The sequence below is a fragment of the Pedobacter sp. UYP1 genome (assembly GCF_040547305.1).
GTDB lineage: Bacteria > Bacteroidota > Bacteroidia > Sphingobacteriales > Sphingobacteriaceae > Pedobacter.
The window spans coordinates 460,117-484,937 of sequence record NZ_JBEPPL010000002.1 but is presented as its reverse complement, the minus strand read 5'-3'; the positions used below and the strand labels follow the sequence as shown (position 1 = coordinate 484,937).

Genomic DNA, 24,821 nt, shown 5'->3' with positions numbered 1-24,821 from the left:
ACTTATTTTGGCGTAACCGGAACAAGCTGTATCTGAAACAACTTACTGAACTTCTTTCCAGTTACAAAAAGACGTTTACCAGCAGCATCCCACGCAATCCCGTTTAACACATCTGTATTAGGAAATCTGTCTTTTGCAGGTAATATTCCGGTCAGGTCAACATAACTCAATACAGAGCCGCTTTTAGGGTCTATAACAGCAATTTTATCTGTTTGATAAATGTTAGCATAAATTTTCCCGTCTATGTACTCTAATTCGTTCAATTGAGCGACCTCTCCGTTGTTATCATAGACATCTACATAACTTTCTTCCTTATAGTTGTCTTTGTTTAAAAACCAGATCCGGTTAGTTCCATCAGACTTAATGATCCGCTGCCCATCAAAGGCAAGCCCCCAACCCTCTCTGCTATTCTGATAAGGGAAAGTACCTAACTGTTTTAACGACCTGGCATCATAAATAAACCCAACATCTTCTTTCCAGGTCAGCAAAATAATTTTATCGCCAATCAGCGTAGAGCCTTCCCCAAAGAATTTCTTTTCCAGCTCAATCTTCGGAGACGCTTTACCCGTATGCAGATCTACCCATTTTAAAGTAGAAAAACCATACTCACCGCTGCTTTCCAGCAAACGGCCATTGTGATATTCTAAACCTTGTGTATAAGAACTTGTATCATGCGGAAAAGTATTGATCACTTTATAAGTGAACTCAGTTGGCTTAACCGACGACTTCAGAACAATATTAATCGTTAATGTATCTTTTTTGGATCCATTATCCACTACCGCAGTAATCAATTTATAACCCAGCGACAAATCACCAGTTTTGATGGTCAATGCCTCTCCGTTATTTTTTGATCCCACTGGTTTACCATCCAGCAGATAATTTACACTACTTACTTTACCCTCAGCAGGAACGTCCAGTTGAACCCTTACATCCTCACCCAGGCCATAACTCTGCCCCTGTTCAGGAAGTTTGAAGCTCAGTGCATCACTAGTTCCACCGCCGCTTTTACATGAGATCACGAAAGTAATACCAGTAAGTGCACCAATCAGGAGTATTAATTTAGGTAATTTAACGAGCGTATTAGTTTGGCCAAAATGCATCTTCAATATGATTAATTTTATAAAGTTGTTCATTTTCAAAAACAATTGCAACAATATCGTACCGAATTTCCCCTTGATGGTTCTTTCTGTCGATATAAATAGCGGAGGCGAATTCCATTTGCTTTTCCTTTTTCCAGTCCACAAAATCTTCTGGTTCACCATGCCCGACAGAGCTACGGGTTTTTACCTCCACGAAAATAAGCTTACTGTCATAAAAAGCAATCAGGTCTATTTCTGCTCTTTTAAACACCCAGTTTTTCTCCAGAATGCGATAACCGAGCTGCTGTAAATAAGACGAAGCCAATTGCTCCCCTCTTCTTCCCAGTTCGTTATGCGCCGCCATTATTTAATGACAACAGATCCTAAAAACCTGGAAATTTCCCGTTCCACATTTTTTATGTGTGCATACCGCTGCATCAGGATCTCCTGGTTCACAGCATCCGTTTCCACTTTAATCTCCTGTAGTAAACCAAGCAGAATACGGTCAACCTTTCTCTTTTTCAGATGAAAAAGCCCACCCAGAATAGTCGCTTTTAAATTAACCGTTTCATCCCGCACATAAATCTTGTGCTTGTTATACCAGTTCTCACTTAGCGAATAAGGGGAACTGGATAAAGTAATCGCCAGATCGGCAACATTGCGGTCACTATTTTTAATAAACTGATTTGCCACCGGCAAATGGCCGTTCTCAATTTCTTCTTTGTAATTCTGAATAATCAGCTTGCAGGTTTCATCCTCAAAAGTAACATCAGAAAGGTTTTGCATGATAAAAGAACCGATGTACATGTTATCAATGTTATCCCAGCTCACCAGCTCATGCCCAAAGGCTAGCAAAAGCCTTACAATCTCATGTTCCTGTAATAAATCATCATCCGCCCGGGTTTCCGTTTCCGGAAGATCCATAGGCGCATTGTCATCAAACAAATTATCAGGCGGGCCATCCGGATAAGGAGAATGCTGGTTCGTATTGGACGACTTCTGCTGATAACCTTGTTGGTATCCCTGCTGCTGTCCCTGACCTTGTCCACCCTTTTTAAACTTTGCCGAACGGATTTTGTTCAGCTCGGTCATTAACATCCGTTCCTCTACCTGGAGCAAATGACTGCACTCTCTGATAAATACAGAAGCTTTGATATCATCTGGTATCTTGGCGATACTTTCTACAATATCCCTGATAATACCCGCACGTTTAATCGGATCTGTACCCGCTTCCTTTAACAGCGTATCTGCCTTGTAAAGAATAAAATCCTTACGGTTATTTTCTATATAAATCTTAAACGCACCGGCGCCAACCTTGTGCATATAAGAATCCGGATCATGGCCATCAGGAAAGTTAACAACTTTCACATTCAACCCTTCTTCCAGGATCATATCCAATCCACGCAGCGAAGCTTTAATCCCAGCCGCATCCCCATCATATAAAATGGTTACATTCTGCGTAAAACGTCCGATCAGCCTGATCTGTTCGATCGTTAATGAAGTACCCGAAGAGGCAACCACATTTTCAATATTTGCCTGATGTACAGAAAGCACATCCGCATACCCCTCTACCAGGTAACAATTGTCTAAATCCCGGATTGCTTTTTTAGCCTGATACAAACCATAAAGCACATTTGATTTATGGTAAATATCACTTTCCGGAGAGTTGACATATTTAGGGACATTTTTATCTGTTTTCAGTGTACGGCCACCGAAACCAATTACCCTGCCGGTAAAATTATGGATCGGGAACATGACCCTGCCCCGGAAACGATCATAAACCTTTCCCTTCTCATTACGGATGGCCAGACCAGTTTTTTCAAGATACTCTTCCTTATGTCCTGCCGAAGCTGCACTTAAAATTAAAGCATCCCACTGATCAGGGGAATATCCCAATTCAAATTTCTTAATGATATCTTCCCGGAAACCGCGTTCTTTAAAATAGCTTAAACCAATTGCACGGCCTTGTTCACCTGTCCACAATTCATTGGCGAAATAATTTGCCGCATACAACGAGACTACATATAAACTTTCCCTTGCGTTGTTGGCCTCCAGAACTTCCGGACTCTCTTCCTTCTCCTCAACCTCAATATTGTATTTCTGCGCCAGATATTTTAAAGCCTCAGGATAAGAATACTTCTCGTGGTCCATAATGAAACGCACAGAATCTCCCCCTTTACCGCAACCAAAGCACTTGTAGATGCCTTTAGTAACCGATACGTGGAAAGAAGGTGTTTTCTCATTATGAAAAGGGCAATTACCGATTAAGCTTGTCCCACGCTTCTTTAAAGACACAAAATCACCAACAACCTCCTCAATACGGGAAGTGTCCATGATTTTATTAATAGTATCCTGATATATCATTCAAACAAATTACTTGACTAGTGGTATCAACGTTGCAGCTAACGTTTGATTACCTTTTTCATTAAGATGTACGCCATCAGTTGTTAAGATTCCTTTTGGGAGATCCTGTGGATTATTGTGCAAATCATAGTCCGTAAACAACTTTCTCAAATCACATAACACCAATTTATTTTTAGTGGCCAGTTCCCTGATCGCTGCCGAATAGGTATCCAGCTCAGCGTCCAGTTCATTGGAACCACTCTTTTTTTCTCCAATAACTGCTGGTGTACAAACGACAACCTTAGCACCATTAGTCTGAATTTTATTAATTAATGCCTGGTAGAATTTCACAAATTTATCCAGATCCGTTCCCGTATGAGAACTCTGTTTGTGCCACACGTCATTTACACCGATATAAATGACAACCAGGTCTGGTTTTTTATTTAAAACATCATCTTCTAAACGCAGGTAAAGATCATATACCTTGTTCCCGCCAATTCCAGCTCCAATAACTTCATAAGCCGGGGAACTCAGTTTTTTACTGATCAAATCAACATAACCGCCCGGCTGGGCACCTTGCTGGGTAATAGAATCACCAAAGAAAATAATCTTTTTAGATTTGGCTTTCATAGCCATAAAAGTAAGTAACAAGCATCCTGTAGCCAGAAATGCCATAGTTTGAATCAGTCTTTTCATGAACATGCGTTTTGTGGTTAGAATAGGGTTTGGTATCGCCGGAAATCTGGTTAAAATCCCCAGGAATCAAAGGTAACCAATTTAGAACTTTTTTAGGTAAAGCTTTAATGCCTATTCCGTAACGCCTGATTTTTTAACGTGGCTTAAACATACCCCTGATCGAATCTTGTATCCGGAATATATCACTCATTCCATATAGCCCAACTGACTCTTCAAGATGGTCATTTGATGGTTTTTCTTCTACTCCCGCAGCAATCAGGTGAACTTGATTCGCAAGGTCTGGTAAATATTTCATCAGATAAATAGCATCAAGAGAAATCCTTGCTACCTCATCATTATAGACAGCTCCCCTGGCTTTTAGACCCTTCAAGTCCTTTAATTCCGGAACCCGCGTAAAAACCTGATCATAAAATTCTATAATAGGATAATTATTCTGCCCAACCAGATCATGGATATAAGCCGCATAAAATTGACCATCCAATTGGAATGAAATTACATCTTTTGATCTGTAGAAAGTGATACTCTCACGATGTCCTGGTCTTTTTTTAAGTGGTACCGGATCAGAATTTAAAACAGCCTTGATCTCTTCCGTCTTTCTGAAAAAATGATCACTCAGCACCACCCCTTTATTCAATTTATCGATTGCCTTTAATGCCTGCTCAGTAATCGCTTTATCCTTAAAACCATACTTATGCAGTAATACAGCCAATACAAGAATCACTTTTTCTTTATAATAAGCACCAACTTCTTCTTTTCCAGCCTTCAATACACAATTCCACCGGGACAATAATTTGGGAAGAAAATCAGCAAGCTGCTGATCCGCAGTTTCAAATTCTTCATTCATTGACCAGCCTACCAGTCTGGCCAGTTCATCATCAATACAGGAGACTACCCCTCCCGCTGCTAGTTTATCTAATATCTGCTGATGTGTCATTCCTGAAAATTCTAATGATAATCTTTATGCAATATCAAAAAGCTTGCCCTTTCTTCTTTCTTAAAAGGCACATTCCAGTTTCCCTGGTACGTAATCTTGGTCGGTAATTTATCCTCCCCAAAATAGCCCATTTCAATATTCATCTGTACATTAAAATCAAACAGCATATTGCTGTATTTCATATCCACATAACGGCCAAGAATTGCAAAATCATGCTTATCAAAAATCGTAACCAATTCTTTGATCATTAAACCATCCTTGGTCCATGAACTTAAATCATTCTTCACACTTACCCTGAAACGGTACACCGGGATCGAATCCAGGTAAGTTCCGCTCTGGAAATTATAATCATAATACTGGCGCATATTCGGGGTAAAGATCTCCGTTTTGCTGCCAATAAAAGGAATCCCCTTTACCGGTTTTCCAGGATTAAAAATCAATGTTTTTAACTTATCCTTATAGCTTGAATTGCTATCACCCTTACCCCCCGGAGAAGAGGTGGGAGTACTGGAAACCAGGTCAGACTTATAAGCATTCATAAAAATGTAATCAAACATTTCTATTGTATACAATTGATACTTGCCATTCTTTTTAAACACCTTCCCTGTATCCTGTTTAACCAGGTATTCCATCCTTACCGGCCCGGAATTGGAATGCTTGATCTTGCGGTAAATTTTCCCGTTTACCTTATTCTTCTTATCATAAGTATAAATCCTGTTTTCAGCGATGAAACTATATTTTTTCATCTTTCTGAATGCCGCATAAAAACTCGTATCAGTCGTAATCGCCCTGATAAAAGTCTCGACGCTCAGCTTCTGAGCAACAATATTTACATTAGAATCCAGTTGGATCGTCTTGATCGTATCCGGATTAAAACGCGGAATTTCCTGCGCAAAACTTCCAAACCAGCAAAACAGTAAAGCAGTAATAAGAAACCCCTTCATTTAGTTCCCTAATTGTTTTAAAGCAATATAAGCCATCAGGCCAGTAGATATTTTCAACGCATCTTCATCCACATCAAAATTTGGATGATGTACAGAATATTTAGTCCCTTTAGCCTCATTTCCCGTACCTAAACGATAGAAACAAGCATCAGTAACCTGAGAATAATAAGCGAAATCTTCCGCAGCCATCCAGATATCCAGATCAACCACATTTTCTTTCCCTAAATAATCTTCCGCATAACCGCGTGCACTTGCTGTTAATTTTTCCTCATTCACTAAAAAAGGATAACCATGCATGATATTAAACTCACAACTACCACCCATACTTTCTGCAATCCCTTCAGCCATTTTCTTCATCAAACGTTTCGCTTCCGCTCTCCATTCCTCATTCAACGTTCTGAAAGTTCCTTCAAGCTTCACTTCATTTGGAATAATATTAGTCGCACCATTTGCAATCACCTTTCCAAAAGAAAGAACAGATGGCAACCTTGGATCCGCATTACGGCTTACAATCTGTTGTAAAGCCACAATAATATGAGAAGTAATCAATACAGGATCGATGTTCTGCTGAGGCTGTGCCCCATGCCCACCTTTTCCTTTAACCGTTACATATAATTCATCGGCAGATGCCATATAAATACCAGAACGGAAACCCACTTTTCCTGCATCTATCCAGGGCATTACATGCTGTCCGATAATGCTTGCCGGCCTTGGATTCTCCAACACCCCTTCCGCAATCATCAAACTTGCCCCCCCCGGAAGGATTTCCTCACCCGGCTGAAAAATCAATTTAATCGTTCCTCCAAACTCTGCCTTCATCTCGTTCAGAATGAACGCAGCTCCCAACAAAGAAGAAGTATGTACATCATGACCGCAGGCATGCATTACCCCAACATTCTTCGACACATAAGGCTTGTCATTCGCCTCAATGATTGGCAAAGCATCAATATCTCCACGAAGTGCAATAACCTCATCAGACGGCAGATCCCCTTTGATCAAACCTACTACTCCAGTATTCGCCATCAGCGTAAAAGGAATACCCCAGGAAGTTAGTTTATCCTGAATAAATGCTGAAGTCTGGAACTCTTCAAAAGAAAGTTCCGGATTCATATGAAGATGCTGACGATAACCTACAACATCCTGAAATATAGTATTTGCTAAATTTTGAATCTGTTCTTTATTGATCATTTGATTGGCTATAAACGGGGTGCATTGATTTTTTCTCTGAAAATGAACAAAGTCGGAAACGTTGACCTGAGTTCATTCATCAGTCTCTGAGCTTCCAGACGCGTTCTGAAATCGCCCACACGGAGATAATAATTTGGTTCTTTATAAGTAATATAAGTGTTCAGCTTCGGATAAGCCGATTTAAAACGTACCTGTTCATTAAAAGTCTTTCTACGGTCTGAACCATAAAACACCTGTACGCGGAAACCCATCTGTGAAACAATTGCTCCATTTCTGTGCCCCGTGGCGGGTACTGCTTTTTTGCTTAAAGCGATCCTTTTTTCGATCAGGCTGTCTACCAGCGGATCTTTCACAATGACCACTTCTCCTCTTTTCTGGGCGAAACCAGCAAAAGAAAAGCAACAAATAATAAATGTAAAAAGTGTTTTCATAGGAAAGGTTACAAACTGTGCTAAAAAAAAGAATGCCGATTTCTTTTTACAAAAATCGGCATTCTTTATGTGTATTACAAATTACAATCCTGCACCATGACAGTTTTTGTATTTCTTGCCGCTTCCACAAGGGCAAGGATCGTTTCTTCCGATAGTAACTTCCTTACGAATCGGTTGTTGCGGAACCGCCTCACGTGTATCCTCAAACTGTACATCTCCTGTACTGGTTGAAGAAGCAAATTCAGGTTTTGATAACTGCAATTTGCTCGCTACCGGCTTAGGTGCCTGCGCTTCTCTGATGTCATCAGCTTCCTGCTGCATCGGGATACCACCTTTATATAAGAAACTTACTACTTCTTTATTCACTGCGTTCAACATGTTTTTAAACAAATTGAAAGCTTCCATTTTGTAAATGATTAAAGGATCTTTCTGCTCATAAACTGCATTCTGTACAGACTGTTTTAACTCGTCCATTTCACGCAAATGCTCTTTCCATGACTCATCGATTAAAGCAAGAACGATAGTTTTCTCAAACGACTTCGTTACTTCTCTGCCATGATTCGCAATTGCTTTTCTCAATTCCACAGGAACCTGGATACTTCTGATTCCGTCAGTAAAAGGAACAACGATTTGCTCAATATGCTCACCACGTTCTTCAAACACCTGTGTTAATACAGGCATCGCCTGAAGAATGATGTTTTCAGATTTTCTTGCGTAAAACGTAGTTGCTTCTTCAAACAACTTATCAGTTAAAATATGGATACTTCTTGAACTGAATTCGGCCTCAGTAATATCAGTATCCAAAGAGAAGTTTTTAATGACCTCTAATTTGAAACCTTCATAATTACCAGCCTCTTTGTATTCAGAAACAACATCTTCAGCCACATCAAACACCATGTTGTTCATGTCTACATCCAGACGCTCACCAAACAAAGCATTTTTACGTTTTGCATAGATTACAGAACGCTGCGAGTTCATCACATCATCATATTCCAGCAAACGCTTACGGATACCAAAGTTATTTTCTTCTACTTTTTTCTGTGCACGCTCAATAGATTTGGTAATCATAGAATGCTGAATTACTTCACCATCTTCAATTCCCATTTTGACCATGATATTAGAAATACGCTCAGAACCAAATAAACGCATTAAATTGTCTTCCAGTGACACGAAGAACTGAGAAGAACCCGGATCTCCCTGACGACCTGCACGACCACGTAACTGTCTGTCTACACGACGCGACTCATGACGCTCTGTACCAACGATAGCTAAACCACCTGCTTCTTTAACACCAGCACCTAATTTAATATCCGTACCACGACCAGCCATGTTGGTTGCAATCGTAACCGTTCCAGCCTGACCAGCTTCAGCTACAATATCAGCCTCTTTCTGGTGCATTTTCGCATTCAGTACGTTGTGTTTAATACCACGTAATTTCAGCATACGGCTTAACAGCTCTGAAATCTCTACAGAGGTAGTACCCACCAACACTGGTCTTCCTGCTTCTGTTAATTTTACGATTTCTTCTGCAAGTGCATTATATTTTTCACGAACAGTACGGTAAACGTAATCCTGCTCATCCATTCTCTGCATCACTCTGTTTGTAGGTATCTCTACCACATCCAGTTTGTAGATAGACCAGAACTCACCAGCTTCAGTTGTTGCTGTACCAGTCATACCACATAATTTATGGTACATTCTGAAAAAGTTCTGTAAAGTAACTGTCGCATAAGTTTGTGAAGCATCTTCTACTTTCACATTTTCTTTAGCTTCAATTGCCTGGTGTAAACCATCAGAATAACGACGGCCATCCATGATACGACCAGTCTGCTCATCTACAATTTTGATTTTACCTTCATCGATGATGTATTCTACATCCATTTCGAATAAGGTATAAGCTTTTAACAATTGATTCACAGAGTGAACACGTTCTGCTTTGATAGAGTAATCGCGCATCAAAGCATCTTTCTGTGCAATCTTATCTTCGCTTTCCAAAGCTGATTTCTCAATTTCAGCAATTTCAGTACCTACATCAGGCAACACGAAGAAATGCTCATCCTCACCAGATTTGGTGATCAGTTCAATTCCTTTTTCTGTTAATTCTACCTGGTTGTTTTTCTCATCGATATAGAAATATAAATGTGAATCTACTTTAGGCATATTTTTCGACTGATCAGCCATATAGCTGTTTTCAGTTTTAAGCAGGATATTTTTGTTATTTCCTTCACTCAAAAACTTAATCAGTGCTTTATTTTTTGGTAAACCACGGTGTGCTCTTAATAAAGCTAAACCACCTTCGCCTTCTTCAGTTCCGGTTTTACCATCTGCAATTAATTTTTTAGCTTCATTTAAAGCTCTGGTCACATATTCTCTTTGGGCATTTACCAAACGTTCGATTCTTGGTTTCAGCTCATGAAACTCATGCTGATCTCCAAAAGGAACCGGACCTGAGATAATCAATGGAGTACGTGCATCATCAATTAATACTGAATCGACCTCATCCACCATTGCAAAGTGCAATTTGCGTTGTACTAACTGACCTGGTTCCTGCGCCATATTGTCACGCAGATAATCAAAACCAAACTCATTGTTTGTACCATAAGTAATATCAGCCAGGTAGGCATTTCTACGTTCCTGAGAGTTAGGCTCATGTTTATCGATACAATCTACTCTGATACCATGGAATTCAAATAAAGGACCATTCCACTCCGAGTCACGTCGTGCCAGGTAATCATTCACTGTTACAATGTGTACACCCTGACCAGCTAAAGCATTCAGGTAAGCAGGTAATGTACTTACCAGCGTTTTACCCTCACCCGTTGCCATCTCAGCAATTTTACCATTGTGTAAGACGATACCACCGATTAACTGTACATCATAGTGAACCATGTTCCATACTACTGTACTTCCCGCAGCATCCCATGAATTAGCCCAGTAAGCTTTATCGCCTTCAATTTTCACGTTAGCTCTGCGCGCAGCATACTCCCTGTCATATGGAGAAGCCGTAACTTCAAGCGTAGGATTCTCAGCAAAACGTCTTGAAGTTTCTTTCACCACTGCGAAAGCAGCAGGAAGGATTTCCATTAATATAACTTCTAATTCTTTATCTCTGTCTTTTACCAGTACATCGATCTGCTCATAAATGGCAGTTTTTTCAGGCAATGATAAATCCTGACCATCAGCATCAGTTTTCAGGGTACTAATTTGAGTATCAATCTCCGCTAAAGATTTGGCTATAATGTCTTTGAAATAGACAGTTTTGTTACGCAATTCATCATTGCTTAAGGCCGAAAGCTTAGCGTATTCTTCATTTATCTTAATGACAAGTGGTTGGATTGCCTTAATATCTCTTTCTGATTTGCTTCCAAAAACTTTGGTTAAAAATCCCAGCATCGTTTTATTTATGTTTTATTTGTTTTAAAATCATCATTTTACAACAACCAAGCCACACCAGTCTATAGGTCACTTTGGCAGTTATCGAGGGATAAAACTACAAAATATCTTGTAATTGTTACGGCTATACCAGCTTTATTTAAGCAGATAAGTACAATTTGTCATCTTGCGGTAATGATTGGATGAATATAATTTAGGAGAGTCTGTCTAAAATTTAGGCAAAGCGTTTATCTTTGCTGAATATGAATATCTTATTATTAGGTTCTGGTGGAAGAGAAAGCGCTTTCGCCTGGAAGATGAGTCAATCTGAACAATGCTCAAAACTATTTATCGCACCAGGTAATGGTGGAACAGCAGCATATGGTAAAAATGTAAACCTGAATCCGAATGATTTTGCAGCAATCAAAACGTTTGTTTTAACGGAGAAGATTGAGCTTGTTGTTGTGGGGCCCGAAGAACCTCTGGTAAATGGTATTCATGATTTTTTCCTGGCGGATGATAAACTAGCAGGCATCCCGGTTATCGGCCCTAAAAAAGAAGGCGCTATACTGGAAGGCAGCAAGGATTTCTCTAAAGAATTTATGGCACGCCATAACATTCCTCACCCGGGCTCTAAGTCGTTCACCAAAGAGACTTTGGCAGAAGGATTAGCTTACCTGGAAACCCACAGCTTACCGGTTGTTTTAAAAGCAGACGGTTTAGCAGCAGGAAAAGGTGTATTAATTTGTGAAACCGCAGCAGACGCAAAAGCTGAACTGACCTTGATGTTAAGTGAAGGTAAATTTGGGAATGCAGGTGCGATTGTGGTGATCGAAGAGTTCTTAACAGGAATTGAATTATCCGTATTTGTATTAACTGATGGCGATAATTATGTGATCTTACCAGAAGCGAAAGATTACAAACGTATTGGTCAAGGTGATACTGGGTTAAATACAGGTGGTATGGGTTCTGTTTCTCCAGTTCCTTTTGCAGATGAAAAATTCTTAAAGGAAGTTGAAAATAGCATTATCATTCCCACAATTAACGGCTTAAAGAAAGATAAAATAGATTATACAGGTTTCATTTTCTTCGGACTATTCAAGGTTGGCGATAAACCAATGATTATTGAATATAACTGCAGAATGGGTGATCCTGAAACTCAAAGTGTTATACCCAGAATCGAGAACGATTTAGTAGAGCTTTTCATCGCAGCTTCGAAAAAGCAGTTAAAAGATGTTCAACTGAAAATCAGCCCGAAAAGTGCAGCTACAGTTGTAATTGTAGCAGGTGGTTACCCTGGCGATTATGAAAAAGGCAAAGCAATAACCGGAATTGATAACATCCGTAAGTCTTTGGCTTTCCATGCAGGAACAGTTGCAGAAGGTGGTGTAATTAAAAGTAACGGCGGACGTGTGTTGGCGGTAACAAGTTTACAGGATAACATGTTTGAGGCATTACAGTCCGCAACAGCTGATGCAGCAAGGATATACTTTGACGGGAAATATTTTAGAGAAGATATAGGTTTTGATTTGATGTAAATCAGATTTCTGATGCTTTTCACAAAAAAATTATTTTTTTAACAGGAATCATTAAATAATCATAAGAATTTTTAAATATATTTAGGATTAATCAATCAATCCTACCCTTATGAAAAAATTAATGATCAATGCAATGATTGCTGGCTGTATGCTGGGGTCATTGACAATTCAGCCAGTTATGGCAGCAGCAACAGCTAAAATTGTAAAAGCTAAAGGTACAGCAATCGATTATGGCAAAGTAAAACAAGGCAAATATATTGTCTCTTTGTTTGGAGATGGTGCCCAGAATTTTACCAGTGCAGAAGTGTATGACACAATTAGTGGTACATGGCTAAATGTAACCTCCATTACAGGAAAAATTTCTCCTGAAGGCAAGGCAAATGCAGTGATCCGTTATGACAATGGCACCAAGACATTGTATGTGGTAAATCAATTATTTATTCAGTAATCAAAAAGGCCCGGCAAATAGCCGGGCTTTTTTATAGATATCTTATTCAGTGCATTACTTTTTATTCAACCCGGCTGGCAGCCCGATCTCATCCATATTCGCAAGAATCGCATTTTCAATTAACACCACCCTTTGCTTTAACAACACTGCCATTTCCATCGTAGGCGCGATATTAAAAGGATAACAATCCGTAACAGGCAGACCTGCCTCTATAACCGAAATCCACTTTTTAGCCAGATCAACATAATCTGCAAGTACATGAACGGTGTTTTTAGGCCCGTAAATATCGAGGTACATGGGAGGAAGATCACCAACCACTACCCACAAAAAATTATCATCCTTACTTGCTGCATTATCAATTTCGTATAGAAAGACACACAGCTTCTCTCCCAAATTGAAATACAGAGAAGATGCGATAACAGCTTTACACCACGGAAATCCCTGGAGGTATTGAGTTGCACGTTCCTGCATCAGGATTACTTCACTATAAAAGTCAAGATTTTCTTGTAATTCAGTTGTTTTTATTGGGTAGATCATATAGCGTGTGAAGATAAGAATCCCCTGTTAAAAGTCCCAGCTTCCATTCTCTGTATAGGAATAATAACAGGAAATAAACATCATAATCACTCCAATTGCAATAAAACCAAACTCTATATATTCAGAAGACTTATTATCAAGAATGAATTTTTTACAATCTTCCTGTTTGTAAATGACTTTAACAGATTCTCCTTTTCTGTATGCTGAAGGCATTGACCCCAATGAGTACTCCTGCTCTACGCTAACTCCGTCAAGCGTTTCATAACTCACGATCGGATAATAACTCCTCCCACTCATTACGATATCAGAAACAATCCCCGAAGTTTTGACTCCGGACTTTTGATAGCGCTTCCGGTCAAAAACTTTAAAAAGGCCAAAACCCGACAACAATAAACCAATAATTAATAAATATATCATCTGATTATCCGCATTAAAAACCTCAATATCAATTTATTACATTAACGCCACTATTAGACAGGTCAACGTCGGCCAATATACCATTTAAACGATAATAAACCCAGGCATGTAGAGAATTATTTACGTTAAAATAAAAAATCATACCCGTAAATTAATAATCAACCTTGTGCCTTTAAAGGGTATTGACCGCTGTTACCAGCGAGGTAGAGTCTAAAGCAGCTTTTGATAAGTACGCCACCATAAATCAGGCACTTCGCCATTAACAGCCATGGTATAATCTTCATACCGGCAAGGCACTAAATGGAAACGCTCATTTTTAGATACACCCGAAGGATAGGGAACCTGCATCCACCAGCGGTCAGATTTTTTGCTTTTCACAAAAAGCATTTCACCTGAACCGTCATTTAAGCTTGCACGATAAATTAAATATTGAGACTTAGGATTTAATGGAAAATCTTTTTTACGGTTATAAAAACCATCTACAAAATACCAAACCATCTGGCCCAGCAACATTGCTGACTGGCTGCCATGATCAAACGCGGGGTTAAATTCATAAAAACCAATAGAGGTTAATTTATCATTTAATCCCGCATAATGGGCAATCTTACAGGCCTGCTCACCATAAAAACCATTCGGGCCGGCATTCCCGTTTGCAGAAGAGTCCGAAGAACGGATGCACGAAAAGTCAAAGCTCATCATGTTTGCATTCCTGATCACAGGTTCAGCAGAACTCACATCTGTCAGAAACTCACCCAAACGGTGAACATCGAAATATAATTTATTCATCACCTTCAGACTGTCCTGATTAACCAGGTAAGTCTGATAACCGATGTTACTAAAATTAAACAGGTAATTGGGTTGGTGCATAAAGATCCTGTTCAGATAAGTGTCCGATCTGGTCGCAATACTCCCCTGTTCATTTTCATCCTCATCCAGATCAAATCTGCTATCAACCACCACCAGATCTACCTTTTGCTCTAAAGCTTCATAAGCCATATATTGTGCATAAGTCAGATCCTGACCGCCACCAATAATAACCGGAACGATATCCAGTCTCATCAGTTCAGTCACCACCATCTTAAGCGCAACATAAGTATCAGAAATTGTTGCTCCGGCTATGATATTCCCCAAATCAACAATCCTGCTCTCAAATGCACCTTCATGAAGTAAATAGAACTGTTCCCTGAAATAATCCGGACCTAAAGAGCAACCATTATTATTCACCGCACCACGGTCATCCTTTACTCCCAGAATCGCGATATCAAAGGTTTTATCACCCAGTTCAGGAAATTTTTCCGTGTAAAAACTAGCCTTCATTCCCAGCTGACTGGTATAAAAGCCCTGTTTAGGCGTGAATTTTTCGAGAGCTAAAGGGGAGAAAAAATCGGATAAGGACATAATTAATGGTATCTATGCTGTCAAATATCTATTTTTGAGATCATATATTAATGAACATCCTAAAAAAAATGAAATGATTTTAGTTACCGGTGCCACAGGATTTTTAGGAGCTGAACTCATTTACCAGCTTACCGGGCAAGGACAAAAGGTACGTGCCCTGAAAAGAGAAGACTCCGTAATCCCTGCGATACTATCCGGCAATACATTGATTGAATGGGTAGTAGCCGACATTAATGACCTCGCTACACTTGATGATGCTTTTGAAAATGTCACAAAAGTATACCACTGTGCAGCTAAAGTATCATTTGATCCCAAGGATAAAGCAACCCTGCTGAAAGTTAACATTGAAGGAACCAGTAATGTGGCTAATTTATGTGTACACCATAACGTAAGGCTCCTTCACGTTAGTTCTGTTGCCGCATTGGGTGAAGCCAAAAAAGGCATGCAGATTACCGAAAAAGACTTTTGGGAATACGATGCCAATGTCCACTCCTATGCAATTTCCAAATACGAAGGAGAAATGGAAGTATGGCGGAGCATGGCTGAAGGCCTGGACGCAGTGATTGTGAATCCATCGGTCATCATTGGCCGTAATGCCGGATATGCAGGTAGTGGTGCCATCTTCAAACTCGTCAAAGATGGTTTAGGCTATTATACCAAAGGAGCAACCGGTATTGTAGACGTTGAAGATGTCGCAAAAAGCATGATCCTGTTGATGGAAAGTGAGATCACCGGTGAAAGATTTACAATATCAGCAGAGAATTACTATTATAAGCAGTTTTTTTCAGAGATTGCCAAAGGAATGGGTGTTAAAACCCCAGCTAAAGAGGCTAAACCGTGGATGCTTGGTCTTGCATGGCGGGCAGCAAAACTAGCTTCCTTATTTACAGGAAAAGCAGCCGCACTAACCAGCGATGCTGCTAAAAGCAGTTTAAATATAAGTTTATACAGCAACGATAAAATCAGGAATAGTACGGGTATCACCTTTAAGCCCCTGCATCAAAGCATTCAGGAAGTATGTGCAGGTTTAAAAAAACTTTAAAATGAAGCAAAAGAATATTTACATCATTGATTTCGACAGCACTTTCACACAGGTAGAGGCTCTTGATGAGCTTGCCCGTATTTCCCTCAAAAAGCATCCCGATAAGGAAGCCATCTTTAAGAAGATTGAAGACCTGACTAACCTGGCGATGGAAGGGAAACTATCCTTTGGTGAAAGTCTGGCGCAAAGAGTAAAGTTACTGGAAGCTTCAGAAGATCACCTGAAACAATTGATCACCCGGTTAAAGAAGAAAGTATCAAAGTCTTTTTCCCGCAATGCAGAATTTTTTAAAAAACACGCGGATCAGGTATTAATCGTATCGGGCGGATTTAAAGAGTTTATTACCCCGGTAGTGAGCCAGTACCATATCAAAAAAGAAAATATCTACGCCAATACTTTTGTGACTACAGGCGATGGTAAAATCATTGATTATGATCATGCCAATCCATTAAGTGAAGAAGGTGGCAAAGTAAAGTTAATGCAGCACCTGAACCTTGAAGGCGATTTATACGGAATCGGTGATGGGTATTCGGATTTTCAGCTTCGTGAAAGCGGAATGATTAAGAAATTCTTCGCCTTTACAGAGAATATTTCCAGAGAAAGTATCGTGAGCAGGGCTGATCATGTGACGCCAAGTTTTGACGAATTTTTATACGTTAATAACCTGCCAAGAGCAATTTCTTATCCAAAAAACAGGATTTTATGTCTCGCAATCGGAGATATTCCAGAAGAAAGCCTGGCACTTTTAAAGAAAGACGGTCTTTCTATCCGTCACAAAACGTCTTTTGAAGATAAATATGTGAAAGATGTCCATATGATCTTGCTGGGAAAAGGCGAAAAAATGGATCCTGAGAAATTAAAGATCGCACTGAAGTTAAAAACGATTGGTTACCTCGGCAGCGCATCCAGTAAAATGGATTTACAAGCTTGTACAGGTATGGGCATCGTGGTCTTTGAAGACCAAAAAAACAACCCGAGAAATGCCAATTTCATTCCTAAAAGAATGTTGGATTTCATGAATAAAGGGACTACTTATCTGAGCGTTAATTTCCCGAATTTACAGTTGCCGAGAATTGATTCTTCACACCGGCTGATTCACGTCCACCATAACGTTCCGGGGATTATGGCCCAGATCAATACTGTTTTTGCCAAACACAATATCAATATTGTAGGCCAGTTTCTGATGACTAATTCATTGATTGGTTATGCGATCACGGATATCAATGCAGAATATGACAAAGACCTTTTTAAGTCTTTAAAGAAAATTGAACAGACTATAAAATTCAGAGTACTTTATTAAAATGGAGCTAACACCAGAAATAAAAAGCAAGCTGGATAAACTACAGGAAAAGTATGAAGCCATGGGCCAGGATATGGCCGCCTATCTGGATGGGCTGCTTTATGCCGACTTCTTAACCTATTGGGATTATATCCATCTTGACACCTTGTTGAGTCTTCAGAGTCCGAAAACACCTTTTCCGGACGAAGAGATTTTCATCATGTACCACCAGATTACAGAGCTTTATTTTAAGCTTTGCCTGCATGAGTGCAAACAAATTGCGGAACATGCTGCCTTAACAATAGAGTTTTTCACAACCCGCGTAAAACGTATCAATGCTTATTTCACTGCACTGACCAGCTCTTTTGACGTGATGGTAGAGGGTATGGAGAAGGAACAGTTCCTTAAATTCCGGATGTCGTTGTTACCAGCCAGTGGCTTTCAATCTGCACAGTACAGAATGATCGAAATTTGTGCGACAGATTTTACCAGGTTAGTTGACAAGAGTAAAAGGGAAGAACTGGCCAATGCGAGTCTGGAAGAGAAGTTTGAAAACATCTACTGGAAATTCGGAGCCACTGAATTGTCGAGTGGAAAACAGACATTGACTTTAAAACAGTTCATCACCAAATATGCTGCACAGTTTTTGCAATTGGTTAAAGACAGGGAATTCAATAATTTTTCTGCCTTATATACCAGGTTTGAGAAGGAAGGCCAGGATGTTGGTTTATTAGCCGAAGAGTTAAGAAAGCTCGATCTGTTCGTGAATGTAGAGTGGCCTTTGTCACACTATAAGTCGGCAGTCAGATATCTGGAACGTGACCCGGTAGACATCGCTGCTACAGGAGGAACCAACTGGCAGAAATATTTGCCTCCGCGTTTCCAGAAAAGAATCTTTTATCCGTTTTTGTGGACAACCGAACAAGTAGAGGAATGGGGTAAGCCGTGGGTATTGACTGTACTGAAAAGTATTAAAAAATAAATCAATGACAACAAACCCTTCTTTATTGACAATGGAACGACTGACACCGGACAAATGTCATAAAGAGAAATAATATATTATATAAGACGAATATTTCGTAATTTTGTACTGATAAATAAGAGAAACCGTGATAGATACATTAACTATAAAAACCACAAAAGCTGGTCATTCCAGACTGGCTGAAATAGATTATACTGACTTGCCTTTTGGAAAAGTTTTTACAGACCATATGTTCGTGGCTGATTATGAAGATGGTGAATGGAAGAATTTCGAAATCCTTCCTTACGGCCCGATTCCGATGAGCCCTGCTATTTCTGCTTTACATTATGGACAGGCAATTTTCGAAGGACTGAAAGCTTATAAACAAGCGGACGGTGGTGTAAGCGTATTCAGAGCTGATAAAAACTTTGCACGTTTCAACAAATCTGCTACCCGTATGGCGATGGCAAATATTCCTGAGGAAGTTTTCATGCAGGGTATTGCAGCGCTGATCGATATTGATAAAGCGTGGGTTCCGGCTGAAGAAAATTATTCGTTATACCTCAGACCAGTAATGTTCGCTACGGACCCGGTTTTAGGTGTAAGACCGTCTTCAACCTACAAATTTGTAATCCTTGCCAATCCAAGTGCTCCTTATTACAGCAAGCCTTTAAAAGTTAAAATTGAGACGCATTATACGCGTTCGGCTGAGGGTGGTGTTGGTGCAGCAAAAACTGCAGGAAATTACTCAAGAGCAATGCTTCCGACTGTTGAAGCACAGGCTGAAGGTTTTGATCAGCTGATCTGGACTGACGCTAAAGAACATAAATACCTGGAAGAGTCTGGTGCAGCTAACCTGATGTTTGTGATCAATGGTAAAATTGTAACGCCTGAAGTTCGTGAAACGATTCTGGATGGTGTAACCAGGGATACGATTATCCTGCTGGCAAAAAGCATGGGCACTGAAGTAGAAGAAAGAAGAGTATTGATCCAGGAAGTTTTAGATAACATCGAAAACGGAAGTTTAACAGAAGCTTTTGCTGTAGGTACCGCAGCAACAGTTACACAGATCAGTGAGATCACGTATGAAGGTAAAACTTACCAGCTGACTGATCCTGCTACACGTACGGTTTCTACCGGAATTGCTAAAAAATTAAATGACATCCGTTACGGAGTTACAGCTGATGAGTTCGGCTGGAACTGGTCAATTTAATTCAAAATAAAATAATTTAAAAAAATGGGGATGTTCATAGTTTATGAGCATCCCTTTTTTTATATTTATGGAAAGGTAGCCATTCCGGCATCCTGTTGGGGTAACATAGCAAACACACAATGAAAACACAATTCAAAAACTTCAGCACCAAATTAATTCTTACCCTGATTTTTATAGCTGGCCTTTCCAGTTATAGCAAAGCAGAAGACATCCGGATGGTTATCAAAGAAGAGCGTGCAAACTGTACAGGTATGGGAACTCAAACCTGTTACCTGGTCAAATATACAACGAGTAAAGACTGGGAATTTTTCTATGGCGGCATCGTAGGATTCAGTTATCAGCCTGGTTACCGGTATACCCTGCTGGTTTCGCGGACTAAAAGAGCAAATGTTCCGGCAGATGCTTCCAGTTATAGCTACAAAGTAAAAAGAGTTTTAAAACGCCAGAAAATATCACGGGGCATCGAAAGCACGCTCACAAATACTGCTGAAGCGAACTTCGTTTTTAATCATAAATGGAACTTAATCCAGCTGAACGGGATTACCCAGGAAGAATCACCTGCTTATCTGATCTTTCACCGTGAAGACCAGCGGTTCAACGGTTCTGCGGGCTGTAATAACATTTTCGGAAGTTATGAGTTCAGCAAAGGTGCAATTACGTTTAAACAGATCGGAAGCACTATGATGGCCTGTTCAGAAGAGAAGATGAAACTGGAAAATGATTTTGTAAATCTGCTGAACGATAAAACATTCAGATATGACATTGCAGATCAGACCTTAAACTTTTATCTGGGCAATAAACTGGTCGCGATGTTTGGGATGTCCGATCTGGAAACCAATCCACAATAATAATTTAAAAAGATATTTTCACGAAAGCATGCTGCATTAACGCAGCATGCTTTCTTTTTATCAGGTAACATCTATTACACAATACAAATAATGCGCCGTTGCTTTCTTAGTTTTGTGCCATTAAATTTCCCATATGAAGAATCCTTTACTATTTAGTCTGGCAGCCGGACTCTGTTTCAGTATCAATCTGCAAGCCCAGGAGCACAGACTTAATTTTGCACAAACGCAGGGCCTCTCCCCTTCGTTAACGAAAAGCCTGAATAAAGTTACAGGCTGGAGTGATGAAAACCACTACATAGAAAAAGACGAGAAAACACACAGTTTGTATGCAGTAGACATCAATTCAGGTGCAAAAACAGCCTATACACCGCCGCCAAAAAGTGATGTGGAGGTGACGGTAAAAGACAATGATATTTATATTCAATATGGTAAATCAGCACCTAAACGTTTAACCAATACTCCTGAGGAAGAGCTTAACCCAACCCTCTCTCCAGACGGAAAATACGTAGCCTTTACCCGTAAAAGCGATCTTTATGCTGTTGATGTGACTACAGGTAAAGAAATCAGATATACAACCGATGCCACAGATGTGATCTATAACGGGTATTCTTCCTGGGTTTATTTCGAAGAAATACTGGGCCGCCCTACAAAGTACAAGGCTTTTTGGTGGGCCCCGGACAGCAAGCATCTTGCTTTTATGCGTTTTGACGATACTAACGTACCGATGTTCCCAATCAATGGTTCAACAGGGCAGCATGGTTACGTAGAGAAAACACGTTATCCAAAAGCTGGCGATCCTAACCCTGAAGTTAAAATAGGTTTTGTTCCTTCGGCAGGTGGTGCTATTGTATGGGCTGATTTCAACGAAAAAGACGATCAATATTTTGGAACTCCATACTGGAGCTACGATGGCAGCAATATGATGGTGCAATGGATGAACCGCGGACAGGATAACCTGAAGTTTTACGCAGTTAAACCAGAGACTGGTGCTAAAAAAGAGATCTATGATGAGAAACAATCATCGTGGGTAGACCTGGATTACGATGGTCGCATTACCTATTTAGAGGATAAAAAACACTATATCTTAAAAAGTGATAAAACAGGCTGGGCGCATTACTACCTGTATACCCTGGACGGCAAACTGGTGAATCCATTGACCAGTGGTAAATGGCAGGTAAAGAATATTGTTAAAGTGGATGAGAAGAATAAAGTAGTCTATTTCATGGCGAATAAAGAAGCTTCGACAACAACCGACCTGTACAGTGTTAATTACAATGGTAAAAATCTAAAAAGACTGACTTTCGGAAACTATACCCACGAAGTAGAAATGTCTCCTTCGGGCGATAAATTCATTACGACTTATTCCAATGTAACCACGCCAACTAAACAAGCGTTAGTGGATCACAATGGAAAAATCATTAAAGAAATCGCGGATAGTAAATCTGCTGATTTCGCAAGCTACAATATCGGGAAGACAGAAATGATCACGATCCCAACCGATGATGGTTATAATTTGCCTGCGGTGATTACTTACCCGGTAGATTTTGATGAGACTAAACAATACCCTGTGATCTTCAGTATTTACGGTGGCCCTGATGCCGGAACTGTAAAAAACACCTGGAAAAAAGCCGACCTGCAATGGTGGGCAAATGAAGGTATTATCCAGATAGAGGTAGATCACCGTGCTTCTGGTAAATTCGGTAAAGAAGGTGTAGCCCTGATGCATAGAAATCTGAGTAAATGGGAGATGAAGGATTACATTACCGCTGCAAAATGGTTAAAAGCGAAACCGTGGGTGAACAATAAAAAGCTGCTGATTACAGGCCACAGCTATGGTGGTTATATCACAACGATGGCTTTAACCTATGGTGCAGATTATTTTGATTTTGGTTATGCAGGAGCTCCTGTTACGAGCTGGGAACTTTATGACAGCGTATATGCAGAACGTTTTATGGACACACCTAAGGAAAACCCTGAGGGTTATAAAAATGCTTCGGTATTAACATACACTAACAAATATAAAGGTTTGATGCGTATCATGCACGGTGATATGGATGACAACGTCCACATGCAAAATACAATTCAGCTGATTAACAAACTTGAAGATGAAAACAAGCACTTCGAATTGATGATCTACCCAGGTGGCAGACATGGTTGGAGAGGTGTTAAAAGCAAGCATGATTTTTCAGAGCGTGCCCGTTTCTATTATACTAACTTGTTAGACAGACCAGCACCTGCAGAGGTTTTACAATAAAAAATAAGCTCTTTAAAACAGAAAATGCCGAATGACTAGAGTTGTTCAGCATTTTCTGTTTGAGGAGATCTATAGCTGTAAATATTATTTTTTCCTTCTCCGCCGGGCCTCTCTACGCCGCTCCCTATCACTCTTCATCTTCTCGAACTTCGCTATCTGCGAATCGATCTCGGCCTGCTTCTCTGGCGTTAACCCAACCGTATATTTAATTCCCTGCAACAACGTTTTCCAGATAAAACTAAAGAAAGAAATCTTCGGATCCCTTTGGAAATAGATCGAGGCACCAACAAACTTCCCCCTTTCGTCTGGATTATCCGGTCTGATCACCAATGAATTTGCCAGCATAGAAAATAATCCCAGTTTCACTAATCTGTTCTTTCCTTCCACCTTCCTCATCAAACCAATCGACAAATCCTTGTACCTGAAACTCAGATCACCACTAGCTTTTGCTTCATCTGCCACCACATTAAAACTCAACTTTTTCACCATTCCACTATTCACCTGCAACATACCCAATGGCTTGGTAATTCTATTTAAAAATCCACCATCCATATCCCCCAGCTCACCATTATAAGAAAACGCCCCGTTCTTAGCATTCAGATCAAACTTGAAATTGACTGTCAGCTTCCCCTGACCCATCATATACGTATTTAAATTGGCCAGCATGAAAGGACTCTTAGCCTTCACTTTCGCCTCGTTCGTCACATTTAAAATCGTTCCCGATGTTTTTTCAAAAGTAATCCTGCCCTTTTGCTTGCTATCACTATCAAACTCCGCATAACTAATATCAACATCATTCAAACTCAACTTCTTCACCGTTAATTGCGCTTTAACCATTTGTAACAGCTGGTGTGGAAATTTCCCCACCCGTTCTATTCCCTGCGAAGGCAATGCATTGTTATTGAAAACAGACACAAAACCATTCGTAATATTCATTTCCTCAGCCGCAAGTTCCTGCTTCTTGATATACAACGGCAAATCGATCCCACTCAAGCTAATATCACTCAGCTGAATACTGAAACGTTCTTTAGAAAAACCAACCTTACGTCCAAAATCCATTTCAGAATACCGTGGCACTACCGCAAACTTCTTCACATTCAATTTCCCTGTCGAAGCCGCAAAAGAAAACTCATTCAACTGTATATGGTATAAACTATCAGGCGTAGCAAACTGATAATCATTCAAATTGATCAGTACATCCTTTAACAGGTAAATCCGGGTTGGATCAGTAGCCGAATTTGCATCAATCAACCAATCCTTCATCGTAATGTCCAGCTTATCCAGAGAGTCTGCTACTGGTACCGGTAAATTTTTATTGATATACTTGAAACTCACATCCTTTAAACTGATCGTGTTTACACTCACCAGCTTCAGAAACTTCGAAATATATTCATAAGGAGATTTATTTGGTCTTGGAGGCCTGTTCTCATTGAAATCAAACTGCCTGTTGATCATGACTACTTTAGGATGCTCAAACAACAACTGCTCTACACTCAGCTTCTTGTCCCTGTAAATACGGAGTGGATGAAAGTTACGGATGGTCAACTTTTTCAGGCTGACTTCATAAATATTATTCGGCGCTCGTTTAAGCTTGATCAGCTTATTAAAAATATTGGTATCAGGGATAATCTTCACGTTACTGACAGAAGCATTCCCCAGCAGGAAGTTGGTATTTACGGTAGAAAACTCAATACGATACAGGCTATCCGTAGAATTCAGCACCAAATCCTTCAGTTCTTTCATAATAACGGGCCTTAGCTTCACACTAAGATACCATGACATCGCATCTGCTGCTGCAAACAGCAGAAACATGATAGCAGCAACCCATTTAATTACCGTAAATGTTTTTCGGGTTTTTCTCATCATGCCTAACCAAGCGTCTAAAAATTACAATATACG

Annotated in this window: 21 protein-coding genes; 8 read left to right on the top strand and 13 right to left on the bottom strand. The window is 39.9% G+C overall.

Features of this window, described 5'->3' with window-relative positions; genetic code table 11:
• Window positions 1-2: 2 nt before the first annotated feature.
• From ABIB30_RS06085 to secA, 9 genes are all read right to left on the bottom strand, one after another.
• Entirely contained in the window at window positions 3-1,100 is a 1,098-nt protein-coding gene (locus ABIB30_RS06085) for a glutaminyl-peptide cyclotransferase (protein ID WP_354300229.1), read from the bottom strand.
• Window positions 1,081-1,443: a YraN family protein gene (locus ABIB30_RS06080; RefSeq protein ID WP_354300226.1), complete on the bottom strand. Its 363-nt coding sequence runs from the start codon at window positions 1,441-1,443 to the stop codon at window positions 1,081-1,083. Before ABIB30_RS06080 ends, ABIB30_RS06085 begins: the two co-directional genes overlap by 20 nt.
• Window positions 1,443-3,443 carry a DNA primase gene (dnaG, locus tag ABIB30_RS06075; protein WP_354300224.1) on the bottom strand — a complete coding sequence of 667 codons (2,001 nt, stop codon included), beginning with the start codon at window positions 3,441-3,443 and terminating at the stop codon, window positions 1,443-1,445. The genes ABIB30_RS06080 and dnaG overlap by 1 nt, the downstream gene beginning before the upstream one ends.
• Window positions 3,444-3,452: 9 nt before the next feature.
• Window positions 3,453-4,118, bottom strand: a complete 666-nt coding sequence (locus ABIB30_RS06070; RefSeq protein WP_354300222.1) for an SGNH/GDSL hydrolase family protein — start codon at window positions 4,116-4,118, stop codon at window positions 3,453-3,455.
• A gap of 133 nt (window positions 4,119-4,251) precedes the next feature.
• Window positions 4,252-5,052 (bottom strand): hypothetical protein, encoded by an 801-nt coding sequence (locus ABIB30_RS06065; RefSeq protein ID WP_354300220.1) that lies wholly within the window; start codon window positions 5,050-5,052, stop codon window positions 4,252-4,254.
• 11 nt (window positions 5,053-5,063) lie between these two features.
• Complete coding sequence (locus ABIB30_RS06060; protein ID WP_354300218.1) at window positions 5,064-5,996, bottom strand: hypothetical protein; 933 nt, start codon at window positions 5,994-5,996, stop codon at window positions 5,064-5,066.
• Window positions 5,997-7,184 carry a M20 metallopeptidase family protein gene (locus tag ABIB30_RS06055; RefSeq protein ID WP_354300216.1) on the bottom strand — a complete coding sequence of 396 codons (1,188 nt, stop codon included), beginning with the start codon at window positions 7,182-7,184 and terminating at the stop codon, window positions 5,997-5,999.
• 8 nt (window positions 7,185-7,192) lie between these two features.
• A complete protein-coding gene (locus tag ABIB30_RS06050) occupies window positions 7,193-7,615 on the bottom strand; it encodes an SPOR domain-containing protein (RefSeq protein WP_354300214.1) in 423 nt (140 codons plus the stop codon).
• An 81-nt stretch (window positions 7,616-7,696) separates the two neighbouring features.
• On the bottom strand, window positions 7,697-11,008 hold the full coding sequence (secA, locus tag ABIB30_RS06045; protein ID WP_354300212.1) for a preprotein translocase subunit SecA: 3,312 nt from the start codon (window positions 11,006-11,008) through the stop codon (window positions 7,697-7,699).
• Between the two features lie 242 nt (window positions 11,009-11,250).
• Here secA and purD point away from each other — a divergent pair, with 242 nt between their 5' ends.
• Together purD and ABIB30_RS06035 are read left to right on the top strand one after the other, a co-directional pair.
• The gene (gene purD / locus ABIB30_RS06040; RefSeq protein WP_354300210.1) at window positions 11,251-12,525 is read left to right on the top strand and encodes a phosphoribosylamine--glycine ligase; all 1,275 of its coding nucleotides are present in this window, start codon (window positions 11,251-11,253) and stop codon (window positions 12,523-12,525) included.
• 109 nt (window positions 12,526-12,634) lie between these two features.
• Window positions 12,635-12,973 (top strand): hypothetical protein, encoded by a 339-nt coding sequence (locus ABIB30_RS06035; RefSeq protein ID WP_354300208.1) that lies wholly within the window; start codon window positions 12,635-12,637, stop codon window positions 12,971-12,973.
• A 54-nt stretch (window positions 12,974-13,027) separates the two neighbouring features.
• Here the strand turns inward: ABIB30_RS06035 and ABIB30_RS06030 are convergent, their stop codons facing one another.
• From ABIB30_RS06030 to ABIB30_RS06020, 3 genes are all read right to left on the bottom strand, one after another.
• The gene (locus ABIB30_RS06030; RefSeq protein WP_354300206.1) at window positions 13,028-13,510 is read right to left on the bottom strand and encodes a hypothetical protein; all 483 of its coding nucleotides are present in this window, start codon (window positions 13,508-13,510) and stop codon (window positions 13,028-13,030) included.
• Window positions 13,511-13,537: 27 nt separating this feature from the next.
• Window positions 13,538-13,927: a DUF3592 domain-containing protein gene (locus ABIB30_RS06025; RefSeq protein WP_354300204.1), complete on the bottom strand. Its 390-nt coding sequence runs from the start codon at window positions 13,925-13,927 to the stop codon at window positions 13,538-13,540.
• A 210-nt stretch (window positions 13,928-14,137) separates the two neighbouring features.
• Window positions 14,138-15,325, bottom strand: coding sequence for a formimidoylglutamase (locus ABIB30_RS06020; RefSeq protein ID WP_354300202.1), 1,188 nt, complete (start codon window positions 15,323-15,325; stop codon window positions 14,138-14,140).
• A 73-nt stretch (window positions 15,326-15,398) separates the two neighbouring features.
• Here ABIB30_RS06020 and ABIB30_RS06015 point away from each other — a divergent pair, with 73 nt between their 5' ends.
• From ABIB30_RS06015 to ABIB30_RS05990, 6 genes are all read left to right on the top strand, one after another.
• Complete coding sequence (locus tag ABIB30_RS06015) at window positions 15,399-16,367, top strand: NAD-dependent epimerase/dehydratase family protein (protein ID WP_354300200.1); 969 nt, start codon at window positions 15,399-15,401, stop codon at window positions 16,365-16,367.
• 1 nt (window position 16,368) lies between these two features.
• Window positions 16,369-17,667: an HAD-IB family phosphatase gene (locus ABIB30_RS06010; protein ID WP_354300197.1), complete on the top strand. Its 1,299-nt coding sequence runs from the start codon at window positions 16,369-16,371 to the stop codon at window positions 17,665-17,667.
• 1 nt (window position 17,668) lies between these two features.
• A complete protein-coding gene (locus tag ABIB30_RS06005) occupies window positions 17,669-18,628 on the top strand; it encodes a tryptophan 2,3-dioxygenase family protein (RefSeq protein ID WP_354300194.1) in 960 nt (319 codons plus the stop codon).
• 127 nt (window positions 18,629-18,755) lie between these two features.
• A complete protein-coding gene (locus ABIB30_RS06000; RefSeq protein ID WP_354300191.1) occupies window positions 18,756-19,820 on the top strand; it encodes a branched-chain amino acid aminotransferase in 1,065 nt (354 codons plus the stop codon).
• Between the two features lie 119 nt (window positions 19,821-19,939).
• Window positions 19,940-20,668, top strand: a complete 729-nt coding sequence (locus ABIB30_RS05995; protein WP_354300189.1) for a DUF4377 domain-containing protein — start codon at window positions 19,940-19,942, stop codon at window positions 20,666-20,668.
• A gap of 133 nt (window positions 20,669-20,801) precedes the next feature.
• Entirely contained in the window at window positions 20,802-22,922 is a 2,121-nt protein-coding gene (locus ABIB30_RS05990) for a S9 family peptidase (protein ID WP_354300187.1), read from the top strand.
• Window positions 22,923-23,006: 84 nt separating this feature from the next.
• Here ABIB30_RS05990 and ABIB30_RS05985 read toward each other — a convergent pair whose 3' ends face one another.
• Window positions 23,007-24,788 (bottom strand): hypothetical protein, encoded by a 1,782-nt coding sequence (locus ABIB30_RS05985; protein ID WP_354300185.1) that lies wholly within the window; start codon window positions 24,786-24,788, stop codon window positions 23,007-23,009.
• Between the last annotated feature and the right edge of the window lie 33 nt (window positions 24,789-24,821).